This window comes from Zunongwangia sp. SCSIO 43204 (assembly GCF_019904275.1).
GTDB lineage: Bacteria > Bacteroidota > Bacteroidia > Flavobacteriales > Flavobacteriaceae > Zunongwangia > Zunongwangia mangrovi.
The window spans coordinates 4488961-4503795 of record NZ_CP063204.1; the positions used below are offsets into that span (position 1 = coordinate 4488961).

Annotated in this window: 13 protein-coding genes and 1 pseudogene; all 14 read left to right on the forward strand. The window is 36.1% G+C overall.

Annotation, left to right across the window (positions count from 1 at the left end; all coding sequences use genetic code 11):
• Nucleotides 1-30 precede the first annotated feature (30 nt).
• The 14 genes and pseudogenes from INR75_RS19840 (at nt 31) to INR75_RS19905 (ending at nt 14695) form a co-directional block, all read left to right on the forward strand.
• Nucleotides 31-315 (forward strand): hypothetical protein, encoded by a 285-nt coding sequence (locus INR75_RS19840; RefSeq protein ID WP_223090184.1) that lies wholly within the window; start codon nt 31-33, stop codon nt 313-315.
• Nucleotides 302-2704: a TraG family conjugative transposon ATPase gene (locus INR75_RS19845; protein ID WP_223090185.1), complete on the forward strand. Its 2403-nt coding sequence runs from the start codon at nt 302-304 to the stop codon at nt 2702-2704. Before INR75_RS19840 ends, INR75_RS19845 begins: the two co-directional genes overlap by 14 nt.
• A 4-nt stretch (nt 2705-2708) precedes the next feature.
• The gene (locus INR75_RS19850; RefSeq protein ID WP_223090186.1) at nt 2709-3284 is read left to right on the forward strand and encodes a conjugal transfer protein; all 576 of its coding nucleotides are present in this window, start codon (nt 2709-2711) and stop codon (nt 3282-3284) included.
• 2 nt (nt 3285-3286) lie between these two features.
• Nucleotides 3287-4129 (forward strand): hypothetical protein, encoded by an 843-nt coding sequence (locus tag INR75_RS19855; protein ID WP_223091986.1) that lies wholly within the window; start codon nt 3287-3289, stop codon nt 4127-4129.
• Nucleotides 4130-4139: 10 nt separating this feature from the next.
• Nucleotides 4140-4757, forward strand: a complete 618-nt coding sequence (locus INR75_RS19860; RefSeq protein ID WP_223091987.1) for a conjugal transfer protein TraK — start codon at nt 4140-4142, stop codon at nt 4755-4757.
• 22 nt (nt 4758-4779) lie between these two features.
• Nucleotides 4780-5709 carry a conjugative transposon protein TraM gene (gene traM / locus INR75_RS19865; RefSeq protein WP_223090187.1) on the forward strand — a complete coding sequence of 310 codons (930 nt, stop codon included), beginning with the start codon at nt 4780-4782 and terminating at the stop codon, nt 5707-5709.
• Nucleotides 5710-5737: 28 nt separating this feature from the next.
• Nucleotides 5738-6571 (forward strand): annotated as a pseudogene (locus INR75_RS19870) (DUF4138 domain-containing protein).
• A 7-nt stretch (nt 6572-6578) separates the two neighbouring features.
• Complete coding sequence (locus INR75_RS19875) at nt 6579-6944, forward strand: hypothetical protein (RefSeq protein WP_223090188.1); 366 nt, start codon at nt 6579-6581, stop codon at nt 6942-6944.
• 73 nt (nt 6945-7017) lie between these two features.
• Entirely contained in the window at nt 7018-8043 is a 1026-nt protein-coding gene (locus tag INR75_RS19880) for a nucleoid-associated protein (RefSeq protein WP_223090189.1), read from the forward strand.
• Entirely contained in the window at nt 8030-9241 is a 1212-nt protein-coding gene (locus INR75_RS19885; RefSeq protein ID WP_223090190.1) for a hypothetical protein, read from the forward strand. Before INR75_RS19880 ends, INR75_RS19885 begins: the two co-directional genes overlap by 14 nt.
• Nucleotides 9242-9451: 210 nt before the next feature.
• Nucleotides 9452-10453, forward strand: coding sequence for a type IV toxin-antitoxin system AbiEi family antitoxin (locus tag INR75_RS19890; protein ID WP_223090191.1), 1002 nt, complete (start codon nt 9452-9454; stop codon nt 10451-10453).
• Nucleotides 10434-11285, forward strand: a complete 852-nt coding sequence (locus tag INR75_RS19895) for a nucleotidyl transferase AbiEii/AbiGii toxin family protein (protein ID WP_255584601.1) — start codon at nt 10434-10436, stop codon at nt 11283-11285. The genes INR75_RS19890 and INR75_RS19895 overlap by 20 nt, the downstream gene beginning before the upstream one ends.
• Nucleotides 11286-13640 carry a class I SAM-dependent DNA methyltransferase gene (locus INR75_RS19900; protein WP_223090192.1) on the forward strand — a complete coding sequence of 785 codons (2355 nt, stop codon included), beginning with the start codon at nt 11286-11288 and terminating at the stop codon, nt 13638-13640.
• Complete coding sequence (locus INR75_RS19905) at nt 13637-14695, forward strand: restriction endonuclease subunit S (protein WP_223090193.1); 1059 nt, start codon at nt 13637-13639, stop codon at nt 14693-14695. Before INR75_RS19900 ends, INR75_RS19905 begins: the two co-directional genes overlap by 4 nt.
• The last annotated feature ends 140 nt before the right edge of the window (nt 14696-14835 follow it).

Here is a 14835-nt window from a genome sequence, read left to right on the forward strand (position 1 = left end):
AAGCGACATTTGGCAGTTAATAAATCTGTTATGAAGAAGTTCGAGATCTATAAAAATATTAGAAAAAGGGCAGTCATTTTTGGATTGCCCCTCTCCCTCTTTGCGGTGATGATGATATCCGTCATAGCTTCTTTGCTCATTATTATTTTCTCATTCAGTTTTGAGGTAATCATCGGCGTATTAGTCTTTAATGTAGCCTTATATATCGCCCTGATACGTATTACAAACAATCCGCAGCTATTTCAGCTGACGAGAACCTTCCCGAAAAGCATCAGTAACAAACGAAATTCCGGTCTCGATTATGAACACGATTAATCTTTCTGCATACCAGCCCATTGCGGATATCCGCGACAATATCCTATTTGCCAATAATGGCAATGTCGTGGTATGCTATAAAGGAAACCTACCAGAAATCTATTCCTTGTCGGAAAAGGATTTTGAAGATCTGCACGGGGCCTGGTTTCAAGCCCTGAAATCATTGCCTGTCGGTACCGTGGTTCACAAGCAAGATATCTATCTCAAAAAGCATTATACCGCTGAAGAGCTTCCCTATACCACATTTTTGGAAAAAGCTACTAGCAATCATTTTAAAGGCCGCGAATTTATGGATCACCACTGTTATCTCTTCTTTACCCTAACCAAAAATAAAGCGCTAAACAATCCTAAATATGTCAATCCTTTCCGCAAGGTTTCAAAAACGATAATACAGGAATTAGATGACAAAGTTCAGCGTTTTATAAGTGCTGTAAGTGATTCCGTTTCCTTTATCAATAATAGTCGGAAAATGAAATTTGTGCCACTTGATGCTCAAGAGATTGAAACCATAACCCAACAGTATTTCAATGGCTTTAATGAAGGCTTTGATACTGATATCATACTGGACAAGAAAAACGTCAACATCGGCGAAAATTATTTTGATGTCCTGGCCATCAACAGCGAACTGTGCTTTGGCGAAAGTGTACAGACTAGCAAAACCAATGATAAATTCACTTCAGACGATTTTGTATTTCATCAAGGGTTTATTGATGGCATAGGGCTTACGCTAAACGAGAATCATATTGTCAATCAAATCTTATACCTGGACGACAAACATAAATGGCGCAAGCTACTTGATAAGAAAATGGAAGAGCTTAACAAAAGCTCCAATTTCGGCTCGCAAAACAAAGTGGTGCTTGGAAAAATCCAGCACATTCTGGATCAGATCAATGCCGATGACAATGCCCGGATTATACGCGGACACTTAAACATCATTTTCTGGGACCGGAAGGCCCGGAGCCTTGATAGAATTGCTTCCAAAATAAAAACTGAGTTTAAGGAACTGGACATTATTCCTTATTACCCAAGGGGTGAGGAACGGAAGAATTATATTTTGAACAGCTATTGCGGTTTTTCTTCTAATTTCTCCAATAACGATTTGTATGTAACGGATCTGAAACACGCACTTTGCCTGTTGATTAATAACAGTAATTACAAATCAGATGCTACCGGAATCATCTTTAATGACCGGGAACATAATATTCCAGTGCTAAAAGATGTCTGGGACGAGCAAAAAAAACGCATCAAGGCACGGAACTTTGCCATTTTTGCGCCAACCGGGGAGGGTAAATCTTTCTTGGCCAATAACATTCTTCGCCAATACTTTGAGAGTGGTGTCCGTCTGGTCATTATTGATTTGGGCGGTTCCTATACCAAATTTGCTAAGCTTTATCCTGAGCAATATACGGTTCTACGCTACGAGAGCGGGAAGAATTTGGGTATCAATCCATTTTATATCAGCGCTACCAATGATCTTAGCCCGGAACGCCTGGAGGATTTATCGGTATTTCTGTTTGAACTCTTTGCTTCTGATTTAAAAGTAACCAAGGCACAATCAGTTGCCGTTAAAAAGATTCTGCGTCATTATTACCATAGTGTTTCTGAAAATCACTCGCTGAATGGTTTTTACAATTTTATTGAGAGCAATCAAAAAAACCTCTTAAAGCAACTTAAAATCCATCCCGACTATTTCAACGTTACGAGCTTTTTACACGTAATGTCTGAATACGTCGGCGATGGTCTATATAGTTTCCTTTTTGAAGTCAGTGAAGACCAGACCTATAAAATAGAAGATAAGCGTCTTATTGTATTTGAACTGGACGAAGTAAAGGACAATAAAGAAATCCTCTCCGTAATGTTGAAGCTGATCAAGTCCGCCATCCAACGAACCATTTGGAAAAATCGTGCAGAGAAAGGCATCATCCTTTTTGATGAGTTCGCCAAGCAACTGAAGTTTGACAACGTACTGGAAAGTGTGGAATTTTACTACCAAGCCATTCGGAAACAGAATGGTGCGATTGGCATTATTTTGCAATCCATTAATCAGCTTCCCAACAATTCCACTTCAGCAAGTATTCTCGAAAACACCCAGGTCATTTATAGCCTGAACAATGAAAAAGGCTATGAAGAGCTGGTCAAAAGGCTCAACCTCTCTAGCCACGATCTGAACCAGTTAAAATCTATCAAAAACAACCTTTCCGGCACAAGAAAGTATACCGAAATGTTTATCAAAATTGGAAAGGAAAGCAACATTTTCCGGCTGGAAGTTCCCAAAGAAGTATATGCCGCTTACCTCACCGATGGACAAGAAAATGAGTCCATAATGTCCCTTTATAAAAAGACCCAGAATATGGAAAAAGCTATCAAGGAATTCATCGCTAAAACTTAATATTATGAAGACAAAAATTTTAATCGTTGCAATAGCCCTGACTTTTATAGTGCACGGACCTGTTACGGCACAGGGAATGCCCGTTTATGACAATACCAATTTTGTAAGCTTGGTCAAACAATTAGTAGAATCCGGGAAGCAGACCGCTCAACTTATCAAGTCCGTGAAATTCCTGAAAGATGCAAAGGACAGGATTGAAAAGGTTTCCACCGTGGTAAGGCAACTTAGGGCTGTACAAGAGATTGGTCAGAACAATCAACGGCTCATTAGCGTAATGCAAGGTGATTTACAGGATATTCTGAACTCCCCGTATATCAAGCCGGAAGAAATTTCACGCGTTACAGCGTCGTTTGAAAATATTGTTCAAAATTCTATGGAAACAATGGATTTTATTGATCAAATCTTATCCAGCGATTACCTAAAAATGAGCGATGCCGAACGTGCCTCCATATTAAAACAGAAAGAAACGGAATCGAAGGAAATGGTCTCCGCTATTAGGGTAAAAACCAAACGTTATCGGGACATTATTTCCTTTCGAAAAATGCAGGATAAAATCAATAACAGGGAAACAGAATATTGATGATGAATGCAGTAATTATTTTAAGTTTTGGTCTTGAATATGTAGATACTGTTTTTCAGACCATTCAAGACAGTGATTTCTCCCAGTATACCATTGTCGGAATGAAAACCCTTGCTGTGCTTTTCTTCCTAATTAATATTCTAAAAAAATATAATGAGGGAGTAGCTAACAAAGACGGATATACTTGGGGATTAAGCCCTGGTGAACTTGCCAAAAATTTTGCGGTGGTTATCCTCGTTATTTTCTCGACACAAGTATTAGGATTTTTTGACAGTATTCTAGTTTCTATTGAAAGTCAATATCGGGACACCGCTCCTGCTTTGCTCCCTTTGCAGATGCAGGACATTCCTATCGAAGAAGAGGTCAACCTTATAGATGCTGCTAAAAATGCAATGACATTGCTTTATGAAGCTTTGGTCACACCGCTTTATGGATTTAAGATACTTGCCTTTGTTGGAGGGGTCATTTTGTGGATTCTTGATTTATTTATCTATCCATTGTTCTTAGCGGAACGTTTTTTCCTTCTCGGTATAATGCAAGCATTTTTCCCGCTGGTGATCAGCCTGGCCGTATTTGAAAAGTTCCGTTCCCTGGCCTATACCTTTTTCAAACTGTATGCTGCCGTTTATATGTTGGTGCCGGCGTTCTTCCTGGTCAATGTTTTTGTTAATGCACTCTATACGGAGATCAATACCAACTTTTGGACAGATCTATTCGGTACCGATACGGGAAGTGGATTTTTTGCCCCGGTGGTACAGCTTGGAACCATAGGATTTATTGTTTTTCTGAAGTTTAAGTTATACCGACGTGCCACCTCTTTCACTTTACGATTATTTACCGCCTAAAACAACTATGATGAAAACACCTTACAAGAATATTTACGCTGTCCTTAAAACAAATCGGTTCATTGTTTTGACTGTTGTGATATGCTCTTTACTCTCCAGCTGTTTTGCCATTTGGATGGTATTCAACATCAACAAAAAAGCCCTAAACAACGCTTTTGCCATCAATACCGATGGTAGTATCATCCCTTTAAAGCTTGTGACCCAAAAAGAAAACTTTAAAGTGGAGGCTTTGGCACATTTACAGTTGTTCCATAATTATTTCTATAATATTGATGCAAGCAATTATGAAAAGAATTTAGAAAAGGCACTGTGGCTGGGCAATAGCTCAGTCGATAATCTATATCGTCAAAAAAAGGCAGATGGTGTTTACAATCGGCTATTACAATATTCCTTAGTTCAAAAAGTATTGAGTATCGATTCCCAAATCGAAGAACAAAATGGAACTTATTCCTTCAAAACGGTTATTGTTTTTGAGATCAACAGGGGATCGATCATCGACACCTATCAATTAATTTCGACCGGAAACCTGATGACCGTAGACCGGAACTTCCCCAACAATCCGCACGGATTGCTAATTACCGATTACTTTGAAAAATCCCTTAAAAAATTAAACGAGGAAAACCGATAATGGTAACTAAAAAACAATAATTATGAAGCTTGAAAAAAATAAAATAGTCTTTGCATCAGTACTCGCTGTAATGGTGCTTTTCCTGATCTCCTATTCTATGATGGTAATGGGCGATGATGAAAGTGAGGATACGAACCTCAAAGAAACGACCGTTCCCGCACTGGAAGAAGACCAAAAGGAATATGATTCTAAACTGGATGCCATCAACGATCTAAAAGAAGTCCGGGAAACCAATGCTCCCAGCATCTATGACGAAAAACTGATCGATTCGCTTGGCTTTTATGATGAAGGTCTACCGGAACGGGAAAAAGAACGTCTCGCGGATAGTATCTACGCCTCAGGTAGGATTAAATATTCCCAAAGAGATTATGAGCATATTGGCGCTAGAGAAACTGATGCCAAAGTGGAAAGGATAATTGATTCTACCGAAATAAAAGCGGAACAAAAAATTGCTGCTAAAGAAATGGGGTTGGAACATCAATTATTCTTTGCCTCAGATCCGAAAGAAAGTGATAGTTCCGTTTCCGGCACTACCGATGACCTGATTTATGCCGTAGTGGATGGCGACCAAGTGGTCAAAGCTAATTCCCGTTTACGAATGCGCTTGACCAAATCGACAACCATTAACAGCAAACACCTTCTGAAAAATACGCCGGTTTACGGTTTTATCAGTTTTCAGCCCAACCGGGTATTGATCGAAATCGAAAATATCAAGCATCATCCAACCGAATTAAAAGCCTTTGACCTTCAAGACGGCAGTGAGGGTATCTATGTCGAAAACAACTTTCGCGCCCAGGTTTCCACCGAGGTTATCGGTGATATGGTGGATGACATCAATATTTCCGGGGTACCACAGGTCAGTGGTTTCAAAAAGATATTTCAGCGCAATAACCGAAACGTTAAGGTGACCGTGCTCAACAATTACAGGCTCATCCTTAAACCTAAATTATAGACTCAAAACAACACTTAAACCTATTCTTATGAAAGATTTTATTTTTATCTCAATATTCCTTTTTGTTACTGTCCTCACCACAGCACAACCACCTTTTCGCCTGGATACCATTTATGCGAATGATCAAAAAAATGTAGCATTGTTCTTCCCGGAACCGATCCGTCAGGGAATAACAGGATCTGAAAACTTTGTCTTTACCTATAATCGTGAGAAAGGGCAATTTTTCGGCTTGCTTCAGGCAAAACCCGGAAAAGAAAGTAATCTTCTGGTAGTAGGCAAAAACGGGACTGTTTTTTCGTATATCGTAACTTATAGGAAAAAATTGGATCAGCTGAATTATTTTATACCAACGTCTCAAGGCATCGGTAATGAATAGCCTACTGGTCTTGATTCAACTACTATTGTTAAACGTGAAGACACCATAGATAACAGAACCTATTATTACAATAAATTTTGTTCTTATTTAATTGACCGAAAGCAACACATTGGCCGGATAAAAAAACGAAACGATGGCATCATAATGAGAATTGAGAATATTGTTTTTGACAAGGAGGAACTTTATTTCGTAATTCAAATTGAAAATAAATCTTCGTTGGATTATGACCTCAACTTTCTGAAATTATCAGTTGAGACAATAAAAAAGGGTAAAAAGAAGTCTTTACAAAAGCTTTATCAAGAACCGATTTTTAAATATAATTTGCCGTCAAAAATAAAAGAAAATGAATCTGTAAGATTCGTTTATGTACTGCCAAAATTTTCGATGAGCAATGAACGAATGGCGGTTTTAGAGCTCAATGAAGAGAGCGGGGAACGGAACTTAAAATTAAAGATATCGCATAGATTTATCAATAACCCAAATTAGCATCATTATGAAAAAAATAGCAGTTTTTTCGTTAGTAGTATTATTTCTCTCTTGTGCCGGAAAACAAAATTTATCTCCTTCAGAAACCGCCAAACTCGTCGCCGAAAGTTTTTATCACGGTGATAAGGCAACATTAAAAGAATATACAACAGAATCTGGATATGCAAACCTTTCCAGCATACAAGAAATGTTTGCCGAAGACAAAAATTCTGAATCTAATTTTAAGGTCGTGGATGAACAAAAAGAAGGTGAGGTAACCTGGATTAAATATTCAACATCCTACGACCCGAACCCCGGTGTTTTTAAATTGGTCAAAGAGAACGACCAGTGGAAGGTTACTCATAACGCACCGAAGGATAGAGGTCCGTTTTAATATTTTAACAAAAACTTTTAATTATAGCCTGATTTTGAATATTTTAGTGGTTTTTAACTAGAAAAACCACTATATGGAAATAAAAATTAGAGAAATAGCTATTCATTATTTGGAAAAGGAACCAAAAAAAATGGAGGCTGAAATTGATTATTCTAAGGAACCTCTCGAAAAGAATGAATTTGCTTTAAACCTAACCGAACAAGTCCATAAAGCAATTAATACAAGTCCAAGCCTTAAAAACGCTTCTTTTAAAGAGGATGAAGAAAATAAATTTACCATTACGCTCCAAAAATATATTAGCGACCCCTCTGAAGAGAAATTTACTAATTTCACGCATTCTTTGGACTTGCTAAAAGACAAAGTAAAAAAAGAACCTTTTGCCAAAGGTGGGTACTACTTATTTTCGGACTACACTATCGATAACCAAAGATATTTAGGTGTTATATTATTACGAAAAAAATCTGGAATTAATATTATTAAGAAGAATGGAACATATATTCTAGATAGTACTGAGAATATTAATATTGAAAAGATTGCTATGGGAGTTCGGCTTAATTTTACTATTTATAATTCGAATTCTGATGACAGAAATTATTTAGCTTTGATTACTACCCAACAAGATGGGGAAGTTTCTGAATATTTTAAAGACTGGATCTTAGCAGCAGGTTTAATTAAAAATTCAGTCAACACTGAAAATATGATTAACATAATTAAAACCATCCCATTACCATTAGATGAAAATGGGAAAGAATTATTTGGGCGAAGTGAATTCAATAAAGCTGTCTTTGAACACGTTAATAGTAGAAGAGATAAGCGTATAAATTTATTTGAATTGGGTTCTACTTTTTATGGAGAGGAAAACAAAAACTCATTCAGAGACTTTGCAGATTCCAATGGTATAACGATAGATTCGGAATTTAAAAGAGATGCACCTAAATGGAAAACACTTATCTCCATAAAAGCCTCTGTTCCGGGAATTAACATAAATGTAGATTATGATAAATTTGGCCAAGATGGCGTACAAATAAAAAATGGTAAAGTAATAATAAATTCTAAAGATTTAGCTGAAGCTATGCAGAAACAATATGAACAATATTAATACTGGAGATAAGGATATTGATAGCTTTTTGGAGACCATAGCCCAACTAGACTTGAAGGATAAAAAAGTTGAGTATAATGGTAGTAAACTTATATTAAAAACTGATGTTGAATTTTCTCAATTAAAAGAAACAACTGAAAAGATTTTTGATGACGTAAATACTCTTTTAAGTGATACTCTAGAAATTAGATTATCCTCCTGTAAGATGCATAAAACAAGTATTTTCTATAAAACAGAAGATTTCCTACAAAAATATGAAAAGATAAAAGAAGACTTTGTTTTGCAAACAATAATCATAATTACTGCAGATGGAGACTACTTACTTAAAAAACCTAACGCCACTTATAACCAGATCAATAAGGCTATATTTAATATTCACGAATACAAACAGATCTTACTCTTTTTCTTAAATACTCCTGAATTCACACCATATGTTAGTGAAACTGACGATCAGTTTACGCTTATTAGTAAAACCCACGGCGTATTTAATATAGGTTATCAATTACCAAAGGTTAGTTTTTTTCAAGAAGTTGACTTAAATAATTTGTTCAATCGTTTTCAAAAGGAGTTTAAAAAGAAAGAATTTATACAATTTTTTAAAGAGGTACTAATAACCGGAGTTCACAATACTGAAGAAGAAAATAGGTTTAATAAAATAATAAAAGAACACAATACACTTTTAAACCTAGCAAAAAGAGATTATGAAATCTATGTTTCAAATTTTGCTTTTGATAAAGTGAAGTCTGAATTCAAAGAAGAGCGTGGAATGTATTTCGATTCCATCGACAAAAACATAGCTTCAATAGGAAAGCAAGTTATTTCATTCCCTTTAACCTTTGGTGCAACCATTTTTGCAAGCTATAAAGTGAAAGATCAACCTGCACTATTAATTTTAATTCTTTCAGCTTATTTTCTCTATACAATAATTGCTTTCCTCGTTCTTAATATGACCGCGTATAATATTAAGTGTTTAAGAAAAGACGTGAAACAAGAGGAAGAAATCATTCAAAATTCATACCGTATAATTTATGCCGATTTTAAAAATGATTTCAAAAAAATAAAACATAAGATAACTAACCTCCGTGTAATTATAGGTTTTCTCTATTTTATTCTAGTGGCTTTACTAGGTTTATTTATAATATTTACCCTTTATCAAATTAATATTTTAGATTTATCTGATTTAATTTCTTCAAGCTGATATTACTAAATTCTATAGCGCTTCTTCTAATCTTAAAATTCGGTTATTTCTAAAGTAGCTTTAAGAAAAGGAGCTCCATTATTTGAAGCTCGTTTAAAATTCGAATTAGCTCTTAATAAGTCATTTTTCTTCATTGCTTTATTAAATATGTTCACTATATTTGAATGTTCATTGTCACTGAACAAAATTAAATAATGAACATACAGAACTATGTATCGCAATAACGACTTCATCTACGAGGCTGCTTTTAAACTGGAAGAACTAACTAAAGTTTCTATTCAGGCAGATAGCAATAGCGCTGGTTATGATGCGCTTTTGACTATAAACAACACACCATTTATCGTAGAGAGCAAATCTGCTGTTCGGACATCTAACCAAGGATTTATCTTATCTCAACTAGAGGAACTGAAGAATAACAGTAGCAGACCTATTATTTTAATAGCTGAATATATTTCAAAAAAAGCAGCTCAGAAATTGAAGGAACGTGGTATTAATTATATCGATGTTGCCGGGAATGCGTTTATAAAGCATAAAGATTTAACAATCTTCGTAGAAGGTCAAAAGAATGCAAAGAAAGATAAGACAAATCAATCACGAGCTTTTCAAGAAACAGGATTAAAAATTATTTTTCATTTATTAAATAAGCCCGAAAACCTTCAAGATTCTTACAGAAGAATTTCGGAACGAGCTGACGTGTCCGTAGGATCGGTAAGCAATGTAATGGCTGAACTTGAAGCCTTAAATTACTTATTGAAAACAAGTAATAAACGAGTTCTTAAAAATAAAAGAGAATTATTAGAGCGTTGGGTGGTCGATTTTAATGCAACTCTTAGGCCTCGAATTCTCAGAAAACGAATGCGTTTTATAGATCAGGAACAACTAAAAAACTGGCGCACTATAGATTTACATTCAGAAAATGGTTCTATCCTTTGGGGAGGTGAACCTGGAGGGGCGCTTTATACAGATAACTTAAGACCTGAGCAATTTACCCTATTTACAGATTTAGAACTTTCTCAAGTCGCAAAGACATTACGTTTAATCCCAAGTGAAACCGGTTCTGTTGAGATCTTACAAAAATTTTGGAAAGATAGCAACGCTAACAACCAAGCCGCCCCCCCACTTTTAGTATATGCAGATTTAATAAATAGTGGCTATGGAAGAAATATTGAGACCGCAAAAAAAATATTAGAGAATGAGCTACACTATATCTAGCGAGAAATTCACGCATCCGCTATTGAAACCTATTCTGTTAGAACTTACAGAATACTTCAAAGAAGCGGGTATTTCTTTTTTTGTGATCGGTGCTACCGCACGGGATATCATTATGGAACTACACAATGCACAGTCAGGTCGTTTAACCTACGATCTTGATATTGCAATTACGGTGAACGATTGGGAACAATGGTTAAGTGTTGAACAGCAGCTTGTAAAACTTGAAAATTTCACCAAAGATAAAGATCAAAAACAACGCTTTATCTACAAAGGCAAATTCCAATTAGATATTGTGCCTTTTGGAGAAATAATGAAAAAAGACCACAAAATATTTTGGCCTCCTAACGAAGAAATGGCAATGTCGGTGTTAGGTTTTACAGCTGCTGATAAAGCTGCATTACCTGTTCGTATAGATGATGAAACCGAAATCAAAATTGCGACTCTCAGCGGTATTTTCATTTTGAAAATAATCGCTTGGAAGGATCGCCACCAGCGCAACAATAAAGATGCGGATGATATAGGTTTTATTTTAGAAAACTACTTATCAATTCACGAAGAAAGAGCTGCGACCCATTATTATGATGCTGTATATGGCCAAGAACCATTCAAGAATACTACAGGAGGAGCGGTTCTTTTAGGAAAGGATAGTAAGGAATTATTAGAAAAACACACAGAAACAGTTGACTCTATTCTTAAAATCTTAAACGAAGAAATCGATAAAAAGGAAGAAAGTAAACTGATTAATCAAATTATAGAAACCCATAAATCCCTAAACTATGACGAAGTGCTACAATGCATTGAAAATATAGTTAATGGATTAAACGAAAAATAAATGACTCAAAATTCGCATTCTAAACTTATAGCTTTTATCTGGTCTATTGCGGACGATTGTTTACGCGATGTATATGTACGTGGAAAATATCGTGATGTAATCCTACCAATGGTTGTTTTGCGCCGATTGGATGCTTTACTCGAACCATCGAAGAAAGAAGTAATGGACGAAGTCCGGTTCCAAACGGTAGAAGCAGGTTTTACAGAGCTGGAATCTGAAGGACTGAAAACAGCAGCTGGTTATGAATTTTATAATACTAGCAAATGGACACTTCAATTACTAAAAGATACTGCTTCTAATAATCAGAGCATTCTCTTGGCTAATTTTGAAGATTATATTCTTGGATTTAGCGATAATGTTAAGGAAATCATTTCAAAATTTAATTTGGTTCGCCAAATTAAACATATGGCCACCAAGGATGTGTTACTCGATGTACTGGAGAAATTTACCTCACCACGGATTAACTTAACTCCATTTGAGAAAGAAGATCCCGATGGTTATAAACTTCCCGCATTATCCAATTTGGGGATGGGTTATGTATTTGAGGAACTCATACGAAAATTCAACGAAGAAAATAACGAAGAAGCCGGAGAACACTTTACACCTCGTGAGGTGATTGAATTAATGACACATCTGGTATTCGAACCTGTTAAGCATCAACTCCCACCCGTGATGACTATTTACGACCCGGCCTGTGGTAGTGGCGGAATGCTCACTGAAAGTCAGAATTTCATCAAAGATGAAGCCGGTGCCATTCAAGCCAAAGGAGATGTATATCTATTTGGAAAGGAAATCAATGACGAGACCTATGCCATTTGTAAAAGTGATATGATGATTAAGGGTAACGATCCGCAAAATATCAGATTGGGATCAACACTTTCTACCGATGAATTTTCTGGAAAGAACTTCGACTTTATGCTGTCAAATCCGCCTTATGGAAAAAGTTGGGCCAGTGAGCAGAAATACATCAAAGACGGAAAAGATATTATCGACCCACGTTTCACTATTCAACTTTCCAATTATTGGCAAAAAACAGACACCGAAAAAGCCATCCCCAGAAGCAGCGATGGACAATTATTGTTTTTGATGGAAATGGTGTCCAAAATGAAAAATCTAAAACAAAGTCCATTGGGAAGCCGTATTGCTAGCGTTCACAACGGCAGTAGTCTTTTTACTGGTGATGCAGGCAGTGGGGAAAGCAACATTAGGCGTTATTTAATTGAAAATGATTTGCTGGAAGCCATTGTGCAACTATCCAACAACCTATTTTACAATACGGGTATTACCACTTATATATGGTTGCTTAGCAATAATAAAACCAAAGAACGTCAAGGCAAAGTACAACTCATCGATGCGCAGCCGCTTTACCAAAAACTACGAAAAAATCTGGGACAAAAAAATTGTGAATTTACCCCGGAACATATTGCAGAAATCACTCAGACTTTTCTCAATTCAGAAGCAAGAGAACGAGAAGAAGACAACCAATTGGCAAGCAAAATTTTTAGTAATACAGATTTTGGGTACTATAAAGTGACTATTGAGCGTCCCAAGCGATTGCGGTCTCAATTTACATTAGAAGCTATTGAAAGTTTACGCTACCACAGCCAATTGCAAGAACCAATGGAGTATGCGTATAAAACCTTTGGCAAAAAGGTTTATACAGAATTGCCCAGTATTAAAACAGAAATCTTGAACTGGTGTGAGGCTAATGATATCAGTTTAAGCTCTAAAAAGAAAGCTCAGCTTACCGCAAAGAAGACCTGGGAAGATGCTAAATTTTTGGTAGATACTGCTACCAAATTATATGAAGCTATTGGAGACAAGGTGTTTATGGACTTTAACCACTTTTCAAAACAGGTCAACAAAGCACTCAAAAAATTGGAGATAAAACTAAGCAACGCTCAGAAAAAAGTCATTTTGGATGCGGTGAGTGTTTACGATCCTGAAGCCGAAAAAGTTATCAAAACCACCAAAATCTTAAAAGGTGAAAAACTGGAAAACCTTTGCGCCCATTTAGATTGCACGCCCACACAACTACACCATTTCGGATATTTCCCGGGTGGAAATAAAGATACCTATACAATTTACGAAAGTGAAAGTGATTTACGGGATTATGAAAATGTTCCCTTAAACGAAACCATTTATGATTATTTTTTAAGAGAAGTTTTCCCCCACGTGGAAGAATCTTGGATAGATTTGGATAAAACCAAAATTGGGTATGAGATCAGTTTTAACAAGTATTTCTATCAGCACAACCCCTTACGCCCGCTTGATGAAATTGATAAAGACATACGCGAACTGGAAACCGAAAGTGAAGGCTTGATTATGGATATTTTAAACAGCGTGAATCTATGAAAACCTATCCGACATATAAAGACAGCGGCGTAGATTGGCTGGGTAAAATACCTAAGGATTGGAAGACTAAAAGATCTAAATTTTTATGGACTGAAATAACCAACTTATCTGAAGAAGGAAATGAGCAACTTTTATCAGTATCACAATATGATGGTGTAAAAACAAACGAAAATGAATCAAGAAGTGAAAACTTAATTGGTTATAAAAAGGTTTCTAAAGATAATTTGGTTACCAATATTATGTTGGCTTGGTTAGGAGGATTAGGCATTTCAAATTTTAACGGTGTTGTTAGTCCTGCCTATTCAATTTATAAAGCCTCAAACGAAATTTCACCACGTTTTACTCATTATTTATACCGAACAAAAATATATTTAGATGAATTTGCGCGCCGATCAAGTGGAGTCGTTCCTTCAAGATGGCGTATGTATACGGATGATTTTGGGGAAGTGCGAACAATTCTTCCACCAAAACCTGAACAACAAGCTATCGCCAATTTTTTAGATGAAACCTGCAGAAAATTGGACACCGTCGTAGCGCAAAAGGAAAAAATGATTGCCTTACTGAAAGAGCGTAAGCAAGCTTTCATACAAAAGGCAGTAACACGGGGCTTAAATGAAAATGTGCCACAGAAAGATTCAGGGGTAGATTGGATTGGAGACATTCCTGAAAATTGGGAAGTGAAGCGATTAGGAATGTTCGGTTATTTCTCTAAAGGAGGCGGTTTTTCTAAGTCTGATTTAACTGAACAAGGTGTTAAAGCAATTCTATATGGTGATATATATACTAAGTACAATTTTGAAGTAAAATCTGCGGTGCGTACTATTGGTATAAAAACGGCAAAAAAAGCAAGACTTCTTAAAAAAAATGAATTGCTTTTTACTGGTTCAGGTGAAACTAAAGAAGATATTGGAAAATGTGTGACTTTTCAATCAGATGAAATAACGGTAGCTGGTGGCGACGTAATTATATTTACCCCGGTTTCAAATAATTCAAAATATTTGAGCTACGTAATGAATTCCGAATTGGTGAAAGCAGAAAAAGGCAAAAACTGCTAAAGGGGAAATTATAATTCACACCTATGCATCTAAATTAAAAGATATTCATTTACCTATCCCTCCTAAAGGAGAGCAAGAAAAAATTGTCAATTACATTGATGCGCAATCACAAAAAATAGATCAAGCCGTTACCCAACAAG